Source organism: Citrobacter sp. R4, from assembly GCF_026719175.1.
Classification (GTDB): domain Bacteria; phylum Pseudomonadota; class Gammaproteobacteria; order Enterobacterales; family Enterobacteriaceae; genus Citrobacter_A; species Citrobacter_A sedlakii.
Map to the genome: position 1 here is coordinate 121,939 of NZ_JAPPSU010000007.1, position 15,610 is coordinate 137,548.

A 15,610-nucleotide genomic window follows, 5' to 3' on the forward strand; every position below is an offset into this window, starting at 1 on the left:
CAATTTTTTATAGTCAGAAAAACGGAGACGGTATGCACGCACGCCCAGTGACTGACATTGAACAACGTTACCGGACGCTGCGCCCGAGATTACTGCTGTGCATGGTGATTGGCTACGCGGCGTTCTACCTGACGCGCAAAAGCGTGAACTATGTGTTACCTGCGTTACAAACCGATCTGGGGCTGGATAAAGGCGATATCGGTCTCCTGGGATCGCTGTTTTACCTCAGCTACGGGCTGTCGAAATTCACCGCCGGACTGTGGCACGACAGCCACGGACAGCGTGGATTTATGGGCGTGGGACTTTTCGCTACCGGCGTGCTGAACGTCGCGTTCGCGTTTGGCGAGTCACTGACGCTTCTTCTTGCTGTCTGGACGCTGAACGGATTTTTTCAGGGCTGGGGCTGGCCGCCGTGCGCCCGTCTGCTGACCCATTGGTATTCACGCAATGAACGCGGTTTCTGGTGGGGCTGCTGGAACATGTCGATCAACATCGGCGGGGCGATTATCCCGCTGATTAGCGCCTTTGCCGCCCACTGGTGGGGCTGGCAGGCGGCGATGCTGACGCCGGGGATCATCAGCATGGCGCTGGGTATCTGGTTAACACTGCAACTGGCGGGAACGCCCCGCGAAGAGGGATTACCGTCAGTCGGCGCCTGGCGTAACGACCCGCTGGAACTGCGCCAGGAGCAGTTAAGCCCGCCGATGGGGCTGTGGCAGATGCTGCGAACCACCATGTTGAAAAACCCGATGATTTGGTTGTTAGGCGTGTCGTATGTGCTGGTGTATCTCATCCGCATCGCCCTGAACGACTGGGGCAACATCTGGTTGACCGAGAGCCACGGCGTCAATCTGCTGAGCGCCAACGCCACGGTTATGCTGTTTGAAGTGGGCGGACTGCTCGGCGCGCTGTTTGCTGGCTGGGGGTCAGATTTACTGTTCAGCGGCCAGCGGGCGCCGATGATTTTGCTGTTCACGCTGGGGCTGATGGTGGCCGTCGCCGCGCTGTGGCTGGCGCCAGTGCATCATTACGCGCTGCTGGCGGTCTGTTTCTTTACGGTGGGTTTCTTTGTCTTTGGCCCACAAATGCTGATCGGTCTTGCTGCGGTGGAGTGCGGACACAAAGCAGCGGCCGGGTCGATCACCGGGTTTCTCGGCCTGTTCGCCTATCTGGGAGCAGCGCTGGCGGGCTGGCCTCTGTCGCTGGTCATAGAACGCTACGGCTGGTCGGGGATGTTCAGTTTGCTCTCGATCGCCGCGGTATTAATGGGTTTACTGCTGATGCCCCTGCTGATGTCGGGCATCACCACCCCACTCAGTCAAAGGATAAAACAATGAAAATGACCTTTACCTCTACCCTTATTGCCTCTGCCGTGGCGCTGGCAACACTTTCCGGCGCGGCGCAGGCGAAAGGCCGTCTGGTGGTCTATTGCAGCGCTACCAATGAAATGTGCGAAGCAGAAACCAAAGCTTTTGGGGAAAAGTACGACGTGAAAACGTCATTCATCCGCAACGGCTCGGGCAGCACGCTGGCGAAAGTCGATGCCGAAAAGAAAAACCCGCAGGCTGACGTCTGGTACGGCGGTACGCTTGATCCGCAGTCTCAGGCTGGGGAAATGGGTCTGCTGCAACCGTATAAATCGCCCAACCTTGAGCAGGTCATGACACAGTTCCGCGACCCTGCCAAACTGAAAGGAAATTATTCGTCGGCGGTGTATGTGGGCATTCTCGGCTTTGGCGTTAACACCGAACGCCTGAAAGAGAAAAACCTGCCGGTGCCAAAATGCTGGAAGGATCTGACTAAACCAGAATACAAAGGCGAAATTCAAATTGCCGACCCGCAAAGTTCCGGAACGGCGTACACCGCACTGGCGACTTTTGCGCAACTGTGGGGGGAAGATCAGGCCTTTGATTACCTGAAACAGCTAAACAGCAACGTTTCTCAGTACACCAAGTCCGGTATCGCCCCGGCGCGAAACGCCGCGCGCGGTGAAACGGCGATCGGTATCGGCTTCCTGCACGACTACTCGCTGGAAAAAGAGCAAGGCGCACCGCTGGAGCTGATCTCCCCGTGTGAAGGCACCGGCTACGAAATCGGCGGCGTCAGCATTCTGAAAGGCGCGCGCAATCTCGACAACGCCAAACTGTTCGTCGACTGGGTGCTGTCGAAAGAGGCGCAGGAACTGGCATGGAAGAAAGGTAAGTCTTATCAGATCCTGACCAATACCACTGCGGAAACGTCACCTAACTCACTGAAACTCGACGGCCTGAAGCTGATCAATTACGACATGGATAAATATGGCTCAACGGATGTTCGCAAAGCGCTCATCAATAAATGGGTCAGCGAAGTGAAAATGGGTAAATAAGCCCACTTTTGCGGTCATGCCGGGTGGCGGCTACGCCTACCCGGCCAGGATCTTCCTCAACACCGGAACCGCTATGTCACACACACTTGCACGCCATTCCGTGAAAAAACGGGATGCGGTATTCCTTTGGGTATTGCTGAGCTGGCTGGCATTTGCGCTGCTGCCGAGCTGGAGCCTGGATTATGGCCTGCTGGAGTCGACGCGCGATGAGATTGTCGACGCCTACGGCTGGTCGCAGGTTAATGTTAGCTGGCTGTGGTATCTGCTGCCAGGCCTGCTGCTGATACGTCCTTTTCAGGAAGCCACGCGGGAGCAGCGCAACCGCCATTACCTCGACGCAGGCTGGTCGTTATTCTGTATGGCGTTTGTTGTCATCAGCGCCACTGTGGAAGGTCGCGGCTTAGGCTACGCGACCCTCGTACTGTTTGTGGCGCTGGGCGCGATGATGACCCTGGCGCTGACCCGTCTGGAATGGCTGGGCGGCGACCGTTTCGTCATCGGCTCGCTGGTCGCCATCGTGGCGTTGATTGGCGTGTTTATCGTCTGGCCAAGCATCGCTATTTTTATTCCGATGTTCACCGGCGATACCGGAGAATTCGCGCCGCTGGCGTTTATGACCGTGCTGTCACAGGCACACATCATCCAGGTCATTATCAACTCTATCGCGCTGTCGATAGCGGTGGGCGTCGGCTGCACGTTTTTTGGTCTGGTGTTGGCGATTTACACCACCCGTATCGCCCGCCGCAGCGCCATTATTGGCCGTATTTTTTCAATATTGCCGATCGTCACCCCGCCGTTCGTCGTGGGGCTGGGGGTGACGCTGATGATGGGCCGCTCCGGCTATGTCACTGAATGGATGGTCGACTGGTTCGGGCTGACCAATACCAACTGGCTGTACGGTTTTACCGGCATCTGGCTGGCGCAGGTGCTGGCGTTTACCCCAATGGCGTTTATGATCCTCGATGGCGCGATCAAAACCATTCATCCATCGCTGGAAGAGGCTTCCTATACCCTGCGCGCCAGCCGCTGGCAGACGTTTAACGGCGTGTTTGTGCCGCTGCTCAAACCGGCGCTGGCGAACGCGTTTCTGATCGTCATTGTGCAGTCATTGGCTGACTTCAGTAACCCGCTGGTTCTCGGCGGTAACTTCGACGTTCTGGCCACGCAAATCTACTTTTACATTACCGGTTCACAACTGGATTATCAGGCCGCCAGCACCCTCGGCGCGTTCTTGCTGCTCTTTTCGCTGCTGGTGTTCTGCGTCCAGTACATGTGGATCGGTAAGCGCTCCTACGTCACCGTGTCCGGTAAATCGTATCGCGGTGATGTGCAGCCGCTGCCGGTGACGCTCGTGTGGAGCGTGGTGGTGATCCTGGCGGTGTGGGTGGCCTTTAACGCCCTGCTTTACGGCAGCATTTTCTACGGCAGCTTTACCGTTAACTGGGGCGTGGACTACACCCTGACGCTGGATAACTTTATTAAGCTGTTCGGCCAGGGCATGAGTGACGGCGCATGGCCTTCGCTACTGGATACCCTGCTTTACGCCGGGATTGCCGCGCCAATCACCGCCGCCTTCGGGTTGCTTATCGCATGGATCGTGGTGCGCCAGCAGTTCAAAGGCAAGAAGACCATCGAGTTCACCACCATGCTGTGCTTTGCCGTACCCGGCACCGTGGCGGGCGTGTCGTACATTCTCGCCTTTAACAGCGCGCCAGTGTATCTCACCGGTACGGCGGCGATTGTCATTATCTCAATGGTGATGCGGAATGTGCCGGTAGGGATTCGCGCCGGAATTGCGGGCTTAGGACAAATCGATAAATCGCTGGATGAAGCTTCACTCAGTCTGCGCGCCGGGAGTTTACGCACCATTACCCACATTCTGCTGCCGCTGCTGCGCCCGGCGATCCTCTCAGCGCTGATCTACAGCTTTGTGCGCGCCATTACCACCGTCAGCGCCATTGTGTTCCTCGTGACGCCGGACACCCGGGTGGCGACGGCCTACATTTTAAACCGCGTAGAAGACGGCGAATACGGGGTGGCGATTGCCTACGGTTCGATTCTGATCGTGGTGATGCTGGCAATCATTTTCATCTTTGACTGGCTGATCGGGGAAGCGCGTATCTCCCGTTCGAAAGCGAAAAATCAGGCGTAATGGAGCGCACTATGAGTCAGAAAAATTTTGTTGAACTGCGCAACGTCACCAAACGATTCGGCAGCAACACGGTGATCGACAATATCACTCTCACGATTCCGCAGGGACAAATGGTGACGCTGCTCGGTCCCTCCGGCTGCGGTAAAACCACTATTCTGCGTCTGGTCGCCGGGCTGGAAAAACCGAGTGAAGGGCAGATTTTTATCGATGGCGAAGATGTTACCCACCGTTCCATTCAGCAGCGCGATATCTGTATGGTATTCCAGTCCTACGCTCTGTTCCCGCATATGTCGCTGGGAGAAAATGTCGGCTACGGCCTGAAGATGCTCGGCGTCTCACGACAGGAAGTCAACGCCCGGGTGAAAGAGGCGCTGGCGATGGTCGATCTTGACGGCTTTGAAGCGCGCTATGTCGATCAGATCTCCGGCGGCCAACAGCAGCGCGTGGCGCTGGCGCGCGCCTTGATCCTCAAACCAAAGGTGTTGTTGTTCGATGAGCCGCTGAGTAACCTCGACGCTAACCTCCGGCGCAGCATGCGTGACAAGATCCGCGAACTGCAAAAGCAGTTTGATATTACCTCACTGTACGTCACCCACGATCAAAGCGAAGCCTTTGCCGTTTCCGACACCGTGCTGGTGATGAACAAAGGACATATCATGCAGATCGGTTCGCCGCAGGAACTCTACCGCCAGCCCGCGTCACGTTTTATGGCGAGCTTTATGGGCGATGCCAACCTGTTCCCGGCCACCTTCACCCCGGAAGCGGTGAATATTTACGGTTATCGCCTGCCGCGCCCCGCGCACTTTGTGGCTGAAGGCGCCGGGACCGTGGGCGTGCGTCCGGAAGCGATCACCTTAAGCGATCGTGGGGAAGAGAGTCAGCGTTGCGCCATCCGGCACGTGGCCTATATGGGGCCACAGTATGAAGTAACGGTGGAGTGGCACGGGCAGGAGATTTTATTACAGGTCAACGCTACGCGCTTACAGCCGGACGTCGGCGAGCAGTACTACCTCGAAATCCACCCGTACGGCATGTTTATGTTAGCGGACGCGGCGTGATCGTTGCCGGGTGGCGCGACGCCACCCGGCGCACCCTCAGCGCCGGGCGTTTAACTCGGCAATATCCTTTGGCGTCGTCCGGCAGCAGCCGCCTATCAGCTTCGCCCCCGCCGCTAACCACTGCGGCAAATAATCCGCCAGCGTCTCGCACACTTCACCATGATGATGCCAGGTTTTGCTCACCGCATCGTAATGCTCACCCGAATTCGGGTAAATCACCAGCGGCAGCGCCGTTACGCCGCGCAAATGCTGTAACGCGGCGGTGGTGTTTTCCAGCGCGATGCAGTTAATGCCAATCGCGACCACCTGCGGATAATGATTAAGCCACTCGGCCACCTCCTGCAACGGCGTGCCGTCGCTCAGATGTTCACTGTCGCGTAGGGTGAAAGAGAACCATGCGCGGGCGCGCGGGTAGTCGGTCAACAGCGCCGCCAGCGCCTGAATCTCAACAAAGTTAGGCAGCGTTTCACAGGCCAGCAGATCGGCGCCAGCATCCAGTAGCGCCTCAACGCGCGGACGGTGGAAGGCCTGAAATTGCTCGGGGGTGCACACGTAGTCACCGCGATATTCCGACCCGTCCGCCAGGAACGCGCCATACGGGCCGACCGATCCCGCCACCAGCAGCGTGCCCGCCTGCGGATTTTCCGCCAGCCAGGCTTCGCGAGCTTTACGCGCCAGCTCCACGCTTTTGCCGATCAGCGCTTTGGCCTGCGCTTCATCCAGTCCGCGCGCCGCAAACCCTTCCGGCGTGGCCTGGTAGCTGGCGGTAATCGCGCACTGGGCCCCGGCGCGAAAATAGTCCAGATGAACTTCGCGGATCAGCTCCGGGTTTTCTACCAGCACCCTGGCTGACCACAAACTGTCGGTAAGATCGCACCCCCGCGCTTCCAGCTCCGTCGCCATTGCCCCGTCCAGCAACAGAAAATCGTGCTTTTCGAGAATGGCGCTTAACGGATTATTCTGCGACATGTTCAGACTCCTGTTGTTTATCTCGCGATTGAGTAAGGAAATAAACACCATAACACAGCGCCACAAACGGTAAACCGCACCACAGCGCAATTCTCTGACTCGGATCGAAAGCCAGCCCGACACAGGCCACCAGGCAAAGGACGAACCCGGACACGGGCACCAACGGATACCAGGGGGCGCGATACTGTAGCGCATCAAGCGTTTTGCCCTGCTGAAGGTGACGACGACGAAAAACAAAATGTGACGCGCAGATACTCAGCCACACCGCCACCACAGCAAAGCCGGAAATCGCCGACAGCGCGACATAGACCGTATCCGGCGCGATCACGCTGGAAAACAGCGCCAGCACGCCGCCGAGCATACTCACCGACAGCGCGGTAAGCGGCACGCCATTGCGGGTCACCCGCGCAAAACAGGCGGGCAGCGTGCGCTCGTTAGACAGCGACCACAGCATCCGCCCGGACGCGTACAGCCCGGAGTTTGCCGCCGACAGAATCGCAGTCAGGATCACGAAGTTAACAATATCCGCCGCGTAAGGAATGCCCACCTTCTCAAATACCAGCACAAACGGGCTTTTTTCAACCCCCGCCTGCTGCATTGGGATCAGCGCCGCCAGCACGAACACGGTGCCGATAAAGAAAATGATCAGCCGGGCAATGGTGGTACGAATCGCCACCGGGATGACTTTTTGCGGGTTTTCCGTTTCACCGGCGGCAATGCCGATAAGCTCCGTGCCGGAAAAGGCGAAATTCACCGCCACCATGGTCATCAGAATCGGCAGGCCGCCGTGTGGAAACCAGCCTTCGGCGGTAATATTGCTTAACCCCGGCGCGGGTGAACCGTCCTGCATCGGAATGATACCGAAAATCGCCGCCCCGCCAAGGATGATAAAGGCAATAATGGTGATCACTTTGACCAGCGAAAACCAGAACTCGCCTTCGGCAAAAAAGCGGGTGGACACCACGTTCAGACCAAATATCACCAGACAGAAAATGACACACCAGATCCAGACGGGCACCTGCGGGAACCAGTACTGCATGCAAAATCCGGCGGCGGTAAAGCTGGAGCCGAGCGCCACAGTCCAGGTCAACCAGTAAAGCCATGCCACGGTGTATCCCGTCGCCGGACCGAGGTAGCGCGCGGCATAGACGTGAAACGCCCCGGTTTCCGGCATCGCGACCGACAGCTCGCCGAGGCACTGCATCACCAGCCAGACCACCAGCGCGCCAATCAGATAAGCCAGCAGCGTCCCTGCCGCCCCGGTGGTCGAAATAATGTATCCGGTATTAAAAAATAAGCCGGTACCGATTACGCCCCCCAGAGACAGCATAATCAGATGGCGGGTTTTCATGGTGCGCTTCAGTGGCGCATGTTGTTGTGTTGTTTGCATATAACCTTCTAAACGTATGGACATCTAAACATCCAAAGAAGGTTTGTTATACCGTGTTTACGGGCGGAATGCAAAACTCAGCCAGCCGCCAGGCGGCGCGATGTCCGGCTCATCAGTACAAACACCGCCAGTCCCGCCAGCAGGATCCCTGGCGCTGACGCCGCCATCACGCCGACGGTACCGGTGCCGAGCGCCAGCATTTTCCCGGCCAGCAGCGGCCCGCTCATCGCTCCGAGGCGCCCGACCGCCACGGCGGTGCCGACCCCTGTCGCCCGAATGTCGGTACTGTAGAACAGCGGCGCCAGCGCGTAGAGCACGCTTTGCCCGCCGGTGGCGAACAGCCCGGCGATGAATCCGGCCATCAGCATACCGCTGAAGGAAGAGACGGTGCCCAGCGCCAGCAGCGAGGCCAGCATCCCGCTATAGATCAGAAGCGACATGGTCAGCGGCCGCAGCTTGTCCATCAACGCCCCGAGGATCAGCGTGCCTGCCGCCGCGCCGATTTGCAGGGAAAACATCACCCGCGCCGCCTGCGAAGGCTGGAATCCCTGTTCCACCAACAGCATCGGCAGCCAGTTGATCAGCATGTAGACCACCAGCAGGGTGAAGAAATAGCACAGCCAGAGCAGCAGCGTGGCGCTGGCCGTCGCCGGGGCAAACAGCGCGCGCAACGGTGGCGCGCCCGGGGTTTGACCGGCAAATACTGCCGACTCGGGCAGCCAGCGCATCAGCAACGGCACCAGCAGCAGCGGAATCACGCCGCCCACCCAGAAGACGGTCTGCCAGGCCGTTGCGACACCAGCAAAACCGAGCATTGCCGCCAGCGCGGCGCCAATAGGCACCCCGCAGTACATCAGGCTGACCGCCGTGCCGCGAAAGCGTGGCCCCGCGGCTTCGGAGGTGAGCGCAATCAGATTCGGCAGCGCGGCGCCCAGGCCCACGCCGGTCATCAGGCGGGCAAACACCAGCGTGAAGAAACTCCACGACAGGGCGGTCGCCAGCGAAAACACGCCGAACAGCGCCACGGAGGCGATCAGGACGCGCTTGCGTCCATAGCGATCCGCCAGCATGCCACCGACCAGCGCGCCGGGTAACAGGCCGAGGATCCCGGCGCTGAAGATCCAGCCCATTTGCATGCTATCCAGCGAGAATGCCCGGGCGATGCCCACGGCGGCGATACCGGCGGCCTGGAGATCGAGCCCTTCCATCAGGGCGACCAGAAAACACAGCCCGATGGTCAGCATCAGGCGCGATGTAGCGTAGGGACGAGGATGCATAAGATCTCCCTCTGAGTTCACGGGGCAGGTGAATGGCGGCTGATACGTTGCCAGCCGCATCATTCTTATTTATTGACTGTTGCGCAGATCCAGCGCCACATCGACGATCATGTCTTCCTGGCCGCCCACCATCCGGCGTTTCCCCAGTTCGACGAGGATGTCGACCGCGCTCAGGCCGTAGCGTGCCGCCGCCACTTCGCAGTGACGCAGGAAGCTGGAGTACACGCCGGCATAGCCCAGCGCGAGGGTTTCGCGATCCACGCGCACCGGGCGGTCCTGTAACGGGCGCACCAGATCGTCGGCGGCGTCCATCAGCGCATACAGATCGGCGCCGTGCTGCCAGCCGAGCTTATCGGCCGCGGCAATAAAGACCTCCAGCGGCGCGTTGCCCGCTCCGGCTCCCATTCCCGCCAGGCTGGCGTCAATGCGGTCACAGCCCTCTTCCACGGCGGCGATCGAGTTCGCCACCCCAAGACTCAGGTTGTGATGCGCGTGCATGCCGGTTTCTGTTTCCGGCTTCAGCACCGCTTTCAGGGCGCGGAAGCGATCGCGAATGTCCGTCATGTTCATTGCGCCGCCGGAGTCGACCACATAGATGCAGGTCGCGCCGTAGCCTTCCATCAGCTTCGCCTGCCTGGCCAGATTTTCCGGCGTGGTCATATGGCTCATCATCAGGAAACCGACGGTGTCCATTCCCAGCTCACGGGCAGAGTGAATATGCTGAGCGGAGACGTCCGCCTCGGTGCAGTGGGTCGCCACGCGCACCACCCGCGCCCCGGCCTGATACGCATTTTTCAGGTCGTGAATCGTGCCGATCCCCGGCAACAGCAGCGTGGCGATTTTGGCATGTTTCACCACCTCCGCCGCCGCTTCAATCCACTGCAAATCACTGTGCGCGCCAAAGCCGTAGTTGAAGCTGGAGCCTTGCAGGCCGTCGCCGTGGGCGACCTCAATCGAATCCACCCGCGCGTCGTCGAGCGCTTTCGCAATCTGGCGCACGTTTTCCAGTGAATACTGATGACGAATGGCGTGCATGCCGTCGCGCAGGGTCACGTCCGAGATGTAGAGTTTTTTACCGTTCATGCTGCTTCTCCTGCCCGACGCGTCAGCGACTGCGCCATCTTTTCAGCGGTCGCCAGCGCGCTGGAGGTCATAATATCGAGATTGCCCGCATACGCTGGCAGGTAGTGCGCCGCCCCTTCCACTTCCAGATACACCGCGGTTTTCAGCCCACAGAACTGTCCGATGCCCGGCAAATTCACTGGTTTATCCTCAGGAATGACCTCAAACTGCACGCGCTGCTTCAGGCGATAGCCCGGCACGTAAGCCTGCACTGCGGCCGCCATCTCGTTGATGGACGCTTCCACTTCCGCCTGCGAGGCGGCGTCACTCAGCACATAGACGGTGTCGCGCATCATCAGCGGCGGTTCGGCCGGGTTAAGCACGATAATCGCTTTTCCCTTCGCCGCACCGCCCACCGCCTCAATGGCTTTCGCGGTGGTTTCGGTGAACTCGTCAATGTTTGCCCGCGTTCCCGGTCCGGCGGATTTACTGGCGATCGAGGCGATAATCTCGGCGTAATGCACCCGCGCCACGCGGGAGACCGCCGCCACCATCGGGATGGTCGCCTGCCCGCCGCAGGTGACCATGTTGACGTTCTGCTGGTCGACATTGACCGCGAGATTGACCACCGGCACGCAGTACGGGCCAATGGCCGCAGGTGTCAGGTCAATCAGGCGAATGCCCGGCTTCGCTTCGCGCAGGGCGGCGTCGTTTTGGACATGCGCCCCCGCGCTGGTGGCATCGAACACAATATCAATGTCGGCAAATTCCGCCATCGCCATCAGCCCTCGTACCCCGTCGTGGGTGGTGGCGACGCCCATGCGGCGGGCGCGGGCCAGTCCGTCCGATTCAGGGTCGATACCGACCATCACCGCCATCTCCAGATGCTGACCGTGACGCAAAATTTTAATCATCAAATCGGTGCCGATATTGCCGGAACCGATAATGGCAACCTTACACTTACTCATGACTGACTTCCTTCTGTGGTCGCCGCGGAAAACGTGACGGCAACCGAACCAATACCTGCAATATGGGCGGCAAAGGTGTCGCCCGCGTTGACCGCGACCATCGGCCCCAGCGCCCCGGTCAGAATAATGTCGCCGGCGCGCAGCGGCTCGCCGAGGCTGGCCATTTTGCGCGCCAGCCAGACGGCGGCGTTCAGCGGATGCCCCAGACATTCGCTGCCGCGCCCGCTGGACACCTCTTCGTTATTGCGCGTCATGTGCATGGCGCAGTTTTTCAGATCGACTCCGGCCAGACGCTGCGCCGGGCCGCCGAGCACATACACGCCGCAGGAGGCGTTGTCCGCCACGGTGTCGACAAACTGAATCGACCAGTCGCGGATGCGGCTGCCCACCACTTCCAGCGCGGGCAGCACCCATTCAACGGCGCCAGCCAGTTCATCAAAGGTGGTGTCAACGTGCGGCAGATCCCGGTTAAGCACCAGCGCGATTTCCGCTTCGATGCGCGGTTGCAGCACGCGGGAAAACGGGATGGTCTCGTTGTCGCCGTAGCACATGTCGGCGAACAGGGTGCCGAAGTCCGGCTGACTCACCCCCAGCTGCTCCTGGACTTTCGGATGCGTCAAGCCGACTTTGCGTCCGACTACCCGGCGCCCCTGCGCCACGGCGTGTTCAACATTGATGCGCTGAATGGCATAGGCGGCTTCCGCACTCTCCACGCCCGGCCATTCACGCACCGGCGCAATGGCTTCGCCCTGCTCTTCTGCAAGCCGCAACGCTGCGGCGATTGGTTCAAGGATAGTGTTCGACATAACCGTTCCTTATGGGCGCGCGAGGAAATTGAGCACCAGTTGGTTAAAGGCGTCCGCATGTTCCCACTGCGCCCAGTGGCCGCAGTCGCGATAGATATGCAGTTCGGCACCGGCAATCCCGGCGAGCAGGCGCAGACCGGCGTCCATCGGCACAAAGCGGTCGTTGCGCCCCCAGACAATCAGGGTCCGGGCGGTGATTTCGCTCAGGCGCGGCGAGAAGTCGGGGAATTGCTTCGGGTTCGCCTCCAGACTCTTAATAAAGTTGTCCAGATGATCGCGGCGCGACAGCATATTGTTCAGCCGCGCTTCAAACAGCGCGTCGGTCAGGTCGCGGGGGTCATGGACGAAGATGTTCATCATCTGTTTCAGATTGTCGATGGTCGGCTCGCGGTAAAGCTGATTCAGCCGCTTAATGCCTTCCGTCGGCATTGGCGTGAACAGGCTCATGCCGCCGGTTCCCCCGCCCATCAGCACCAGCCTGCCGACGCGCTCCGGCCAGCTCAGGGTGAAGGCGACGGCGCTGTGGCCGCCCATTGAGTTGCCCAGCAGGTGGACGTTCTGAATGTCCAGTTGGTCGACCACGCTTTTCAGAATGCGGGCATTGAGATCGGATCGTGACCCGGTATTGACGATCGAATCGCTCTTGCCCCAGCCCGGGCAGTCGAGCAGGATCACGCGATAGCCCGCTTCCACCAGCGGATCGATATTGCGGCTGAAGTTGGCCCAGCCCGTGGCCCCCGGGCCGGAACCGTGCAGCAGAACGACGGTTTCGTCGCCTGCGCCGCAGTCGTTGTAATGGATGCGTAGCGTTTTACCGGCTTCCTCAACGTTGAGAAAACGGCTGGTCGCGGCTTCGGTTTGCGGTTGATAACTCATGATGTTCTCCTGCCTTTCAGTTCAGTGTTCTGGCGCTCAGCGAGCCAAATCCGGCGATCCACTCCGGGATCGGGCGATAGTAACGACCTTCGCTTCGCCAGGCGCCAAAGGCGGAAATGGCGGCGAAAGCGGCAACCCAGGTTTTGATTTCGTGGGTGGATTTGCCCGCGATCGCCGACAGCTCTTCATTGCTGACGGCATCCAGTTCGGCAATACGACCCTGTTCGAGCAGCGACATAAACCGGTTGTCCCAGATGGGGTTCAGCGGGTGCAGCGTTTTCTGATCTGCAACAAACTTCTCGGCGGCGCCGATCACCCGCTGCTGACGCAGCTCACGCTCCCCGGCAGGCAACTGTTTGCCACTGCCCAGCAGGCGATCGCGCATATGGGCGTCGGCTTTCGCCAGCTCCGGCACCGGCGGCTGGTGCGACAACCCGCCGGACCCTAAAAACAGCACCCGCTTATTAAGCGTGCTGGTGAAACGACCAATCGCTTCCCCCAGCATCCGGGTACGCTGAAAGCCCGGCAACGGCGCGGCGACGCCGTTGATAAACACCGGCAGCACCGGCACGTTGTCCAGCCCGCCGAGCAAAAACTCCAGCGGCTGGGCAAAGCCGTGATCGACCTGCATACAATACGAGACGGCGAGATCGATGCCGTTTTTCATCACCGCGTGGGCGCAGGCTTCGGCCAGTTCAGTCGGTACCGGCAGTTCCCCCGCCGCGCTGCCAAAATCGCCAATCGCCGTCGCGCCGACGCCTAAACAAAACGGCGGCATGACGTCATAGAAAAACCCGTTGTAGTGATCCGGAGCGAACAGCACCACCAGTTCGGGATCAAACGCGGCGATCCGCGCGCGGGCACTGGCGATAACGCCGTTGACCTCGTCCAGCACGGCCTGCGCCGGGTCGACATAGCCCACCAGCGGCGAGTGGGAAAGACAGTGAAGATAAGCGTGCATATCAGGCCACCTTTTCGACAGGAAGATTGGCATCCGCGCGGGTCAGCGTCATCACTGACGCCAGGGTATTGAGCGTGGCGCCGAGGGTTTGAGGAATGGCGACGGCGGCGACAAAGCGGTCCGGGCGCATCACCACCAGCGAGACGTTATGCCGTGCGAACCACTCGCGCAGACGCCCCTGCGCGTCGCCGATACGGATCACCCCGTCATGGCGGTCTTGCGGGGTGCCAATCTGCACCTCCGGCACCACCTGAATAAAGCGCGTGCCGGTGGCGCGCCACTGCCGAATCTGCGCTTCGCTCATCCCCCACAGCGGGTTACAGCCCCAGCCGATCACCGCGAAGTTCGCGCCGATGACGTTATCCAGCAGCGTCACCTCTCCCGTCTCCAGCGTGATCTTCGGCTGAATAAACATCTTGCCGACGGGGGACGTTGCGGCCTCGCCTTCACGCACCAGCGCGCCGTCGTGATACTGCGGCATCGGCTTGAAGCGCATTTCGAGAAAGTAGCGTTTCACCGGCGGCAGGTAGTTCAGCAGCCAGGAGGCGCCGTCACGCACCGTGCCATGCCAGCGCTTCGGCGGCGCCAACACGTTGCCGGCGGTCACTGAGAGGTCAATCATCGCTTTTGCGTGATCGCGGCGTTCCTGCTGGTAGGTATCGAGCAGCGCGTCACTCGCTTTGCCGTCGATCACCAGCGCCAGCTTCCAGGCGAGGTTAAAGGCGTCGCGCATGCCGCTGTTATAGCCCTGCCCCTGCCAGACCGGCATGATGTGCGCCGCGTCGCCGGCCAGCAGCACGCGATCGACGCGGAAGCGATCGGCAAGACGGGCGTTATGGGTGTAGACGCGCTGACGGATCAGCTCGACGTTGTCCGGGTTCGGCAGCACCTTGCTTAACAGCTGACGCATGTTTTGCGGCTCGCTGAGCTGCGCCTCGGTCTCCCCTGGCATCACCATAAATTCAAAACGCCGCACCGCGTGGGGTAGTGCGGCGGAAACGTAAGGCCGCACCGGATCGCAGCACAGATAGACATGCGGCGTGCTGAGCGGATCGTTGGCAATATCGACCACAATCCACTGGTTCGGCGCGGTTTTCCCTTCGAACGGCACGTTCAGCGTGCGGCGCACCAGGCTCGCTCCACCATCGCAGGCCACCAGCCACTGTGCTTTGACCGTTTCCCGTTGCCCCTGCGCCGTTTTCAGGTTGAGCGTCACCTCGCCATCCTGCTGGCTGAAGGCTTCCAGCTCGCGAGAGAACAGACAGCGCACATTGGGAAAGCGCGACAGCCCCTCAAGCAACACCGCATCCACCTGCGGCTGGATAAACGCGTTGCGCCGCGACCAGCCGAACTCATCGGTCATCGGCTGAATATCAGCAAAGCAGCGGCCTTTTGGCGTAAGAAAGCGCATCGCGTGGTGTGGCGTGGTATGTGGCAACACCTTCTCCACCAGCCCGACGGACTGCATGGTGCGCAGCGCCTCATCGTCAATGCCGATGGCGCGGGGATAGTCGATGAGCTTATCAAGCTTTTCCACCACCAGCACCTCGATGCCCATCTGACCAAGATAGTTGGCCATCATCAGTCCGACCGGCCCCGCACCGGCTATGGCGACCTGAACGGTATGGTTGACGGCGGGTTGAATATCAGGGGTTGTTGACATGTTGTACCTCACGATTCGGACAAAACGGCGGGGCTGAGTCGGTTAGCCGCCGCACCTTTTTGT

Annotated in this window: 13 protein-coding genes; 4 read left to right on the forward strand and 9 right to left on the reverse strand. The window is 60.1% G+C overall.

What is annotated here, in order from left to right; translation table 11 throughout:
- Positions 1-32: 32 nt before the first annotated feature.
- From uhpC to fbpC, 4 genes are all read left to right on the forward strand, one after another.
- Positions 33-1,337, forward strand: a complete 1,305-nt coding sequence (gene uhpC, locus OOJ60_RS16055; RefSeq protein WP_205612885.1) for an MFS transporter family glucose-6-phosphate receptor UhpC — start codon at positions 33-35, stop codon at positions 1,335-1,337.
- Entirely contained in the window at positions 1,334-2,365 is a 1,032-nt protein-coding gene (locus OOJ60_RS16060) for an ABC transporter substrate-binding protein (protein ID WP_042286088.1), read from the forward strand. The genes uhpC and OOJ60_RS16060 overlap by 4 nt, the downstream gene beginning before the upstream one ends.
- 73 nt (positions 2,366-2,438) lie before the next feature.
- Positions 2,439-4,517: an ABC transporter permease gene (locus OOJ60_RS16065; RefSeq protein ID WP_060569099.1), complete on the forward strand. Its 2,079-nt coding sequence runs from the start codon at positions 2,439-2,441 to the stop codon at positions 4,515-4,517.
- Positions 4,518-4,528: 11 nt separating this feature from the next.
- Positions 4,529-5,575 (forward strand): ferric ABC transporter ATP-binding protein, encoded by a 1,047-nt coding sequence (gene fbpC / locus OOJ60_RS16070; protein ID WP_042286092.1) that lies wholly within the window; start codon positions 4,529-4,531, stop codon positions 5,573-5,575.
- A gap of 36 nt (positions 5,576-5,611) precedes the next feature.
- On the opposite strand, the gene mmuM is transcribed toward fbpC, so the two are convergent.
- The 9 genes from mmuM to OOJ60_RS16115 all read right to left on the reverse strand — a co-directional run bounded on the left by mmuM (position 5,612) and on the right by OOJ60_RS16115 (position 15,547).
- Positions 5,612-6,544: a homocysteine S-methyltransferase gene (gene mmuM, locus OOJ60_RS16075; RefSeq protein WP_205612886.1), complete on the reverse strand. Its 933-nt coding sequence runs from the start codon at positions 6,542-6,544 to the stop codon at positions 5,612-5,614.
- Positions 6,531-7,934 carry an S-methylmethionine permease gene (mmuP, locus tag OOJ60_RS16080; protein ID WP_205612887.1) on the reverse strand — a complete coding sequence of 468 codons (1,404 nt, stop codon included), beginning with the start codon at positions 7,932-7,934 and terminating at the stop codon, positions 6,531-6,533. The genes mmuM and mmuP overlap by 14 nt, the downstream gene beginning before the upstream one ends.
- 77 nt (positions 7,935-8,011) lie before the next feature.
- Positions 8,012-9,211, reverse strand: coding sequence for a 3-(3-hydroxy-phenyl)propionate transporter MhpT (gene mhpT, locus OOJ60_RS16085; protein WP_205612888.1), 1,200 nt, complete (start codon positions 9,209-9,211; stop codon positions 8,012-8,014).
- A 69-nt stretch (positions 9,212-9,280) separates the two neighbouring features.
- On the reverse strand, positions 9,281-10,294 hold the full coding sequence (gene mhpE, locus OOJ60_RS16090; RefSeq protein ID WP_200033487.1) for a 4-hydroxy-2-oxovalerate aldolase: 1,014 nt from the start codon (positions 10,292-10,294) through the stop codon (positions 9,281-9,283).
- A complete protein-coding gene (mhpF, locus tag OOJ60_RS16095; RefSeq protein ID WP_205612889.1) occupies positions 10,291-11,241 on the reverse strand; it encodes an acetaldehyde dehydrogenase in 951 nt (316 codons plus the stop codon). Before mhpF ends, mhpE begins: the two co-directional genes overlap by 4 nt.
- Positions 11,238-12,047 carry a 2-keto-4-pentenoate hydratase gene (mhpD, locus tag OOJ60_RS16100; RefSeq protein ID WP_205612890.1) on the reverse strand — a complete coding sequence of 270 codons (810 nt, stop codon included), beginning with the start codon at positions 12,045-12,047 and terminating at the stop codon, positions 11,238-11,240. Before mhpD ends, mhpF begins: the two co-directional genes overlap by 4 nt.
- Before the next feature lie 9 nt (positions 12,048-12,056).
- Positions 12,057-12,923, reverse strand: coding sequence for a 2-hydroxy-6-oxonona-2,4-dienedioate hydrolase (gene mhpC, locus OOJ60_RS16105; RefSeq protein WP_181821902.1), 867 nt, complete (start codon positions 12,921-12,923; stop codon positions 12,057-12,059).
- Positions 12,924-12,939: 16 nt separating this feature from the next.
- Positions 12,940-13,884, reverse strand: a complete 945-nt coding sequence (gene mhpB, locus OOJ60_RS16110) for a 2,3-dihydroxyphenylpropionate/2,3-dihydroxicinnamic acid 1,2-dioxygenase (RefSeq protein ID WP_060569105.1) — start codon at positions 13,882-13,884, stop codon at positions 12,940-12,942.
- 1 nt (position 13,885) lies between these two features.
- Positions 13,886-15,547 (reverse strand): bifunctional 3-(3-hydroxy-phenyl)propionate/3-hydroxycinnamic acid hydroxylase, encoded by a 1,662-nt coding sequence (locus OOJ60_RS16115; RefSeq protein WP_205612891.1) that lies wholly within the window; start codon positions 15,545-15,547, stop codon positions 13,886-13,888.
- Positions 15,548-15,610 lie beyond the last annotated feature (63 nt).

Coding starts and splice junctions, on each gene's coding strand:
- uhpC (WP_205612885.1), top strand. CDS start 33: ATGCACGCACGCCCAGTGACTGACATTGAACAACGTTACCGGACGCTG.
- OOJ60_RS16060 (WP_042286088.1), top strand. CDS start 1,334: ATGAAAATGACCTTTACCTCTACCCTTATTGCCTCTGCCGTGGCGCTG.
- OOJ60_RS16065 (WP_060569099.1), top strand. CDS start 2,439: ATGTCACACACACTTGCACGCCATTCCGTGAAAAAACGGGATGCGGTA.
- fbpC (WP_042286092.1), top strand. CDS start 4,529: ATGAGTCAGAAAAATTTTGTTGAACTGCGCAACGTCACCAAACGATTC.
- mmuM (WP_205612886.1), bottom strand. CDS start 6,544: ATGTCGCAGAATAATCCGTTAAGCGCCATTCTCGAAAAGCACGATTTT.
- mmuP (WP_205612887.1), bottom strand. CDS start 7,934: ATGCAAACAACACAACAACATGCGCCACTGAAGCGCACCATGAAAACC.
- mhpT (WP_205612888.1), bottom strand. CDS start 9,211: ATGCATCCTCGTCCCTACGCTACATCGCGCCTGATGCTGACCATCGGG.
- mhpE (WP_200033487.1), bottom strand. CDS start 10,294: ATGAACGGTAAAAAACTCTACATCTCGGACGTGACCCTGCGCGACGGC.
- mhpF (WP_205612889.1), bottom strand. CDS start 11,241: ATGAGTAAGTGTAAGGTTGCCATTATCGGTTCCGGCAATATCGGCACC.
- mhpD (WP_205612890.1), bottom strand. CDS start 12,047: ATGTCGAACACTATCCTTGAACCAATCGCCGCAGCGTTGCGGCTTGCA.
- mhpC (WP_181821902.1), bottom strand. CDS start 12,923: ATGAGTTATCAACCGCAAACCGAAGCCGCGACCAGCCGTTTTCTCAAC.
- mhpB (WP_060569105.1), bottom strand. CDS start 13,884: ATGCACGCTTATCTTCACTGTCTTTCCCACTCGCCGCTGGTGGGCTAT.
- OOJ60_RS16115 (WP_205612891.1), bottom strand. CDS start 15,547: ATGTCAACAACCCCTGATATTCAACCCGCCGTCAACCATACCGTTCAG.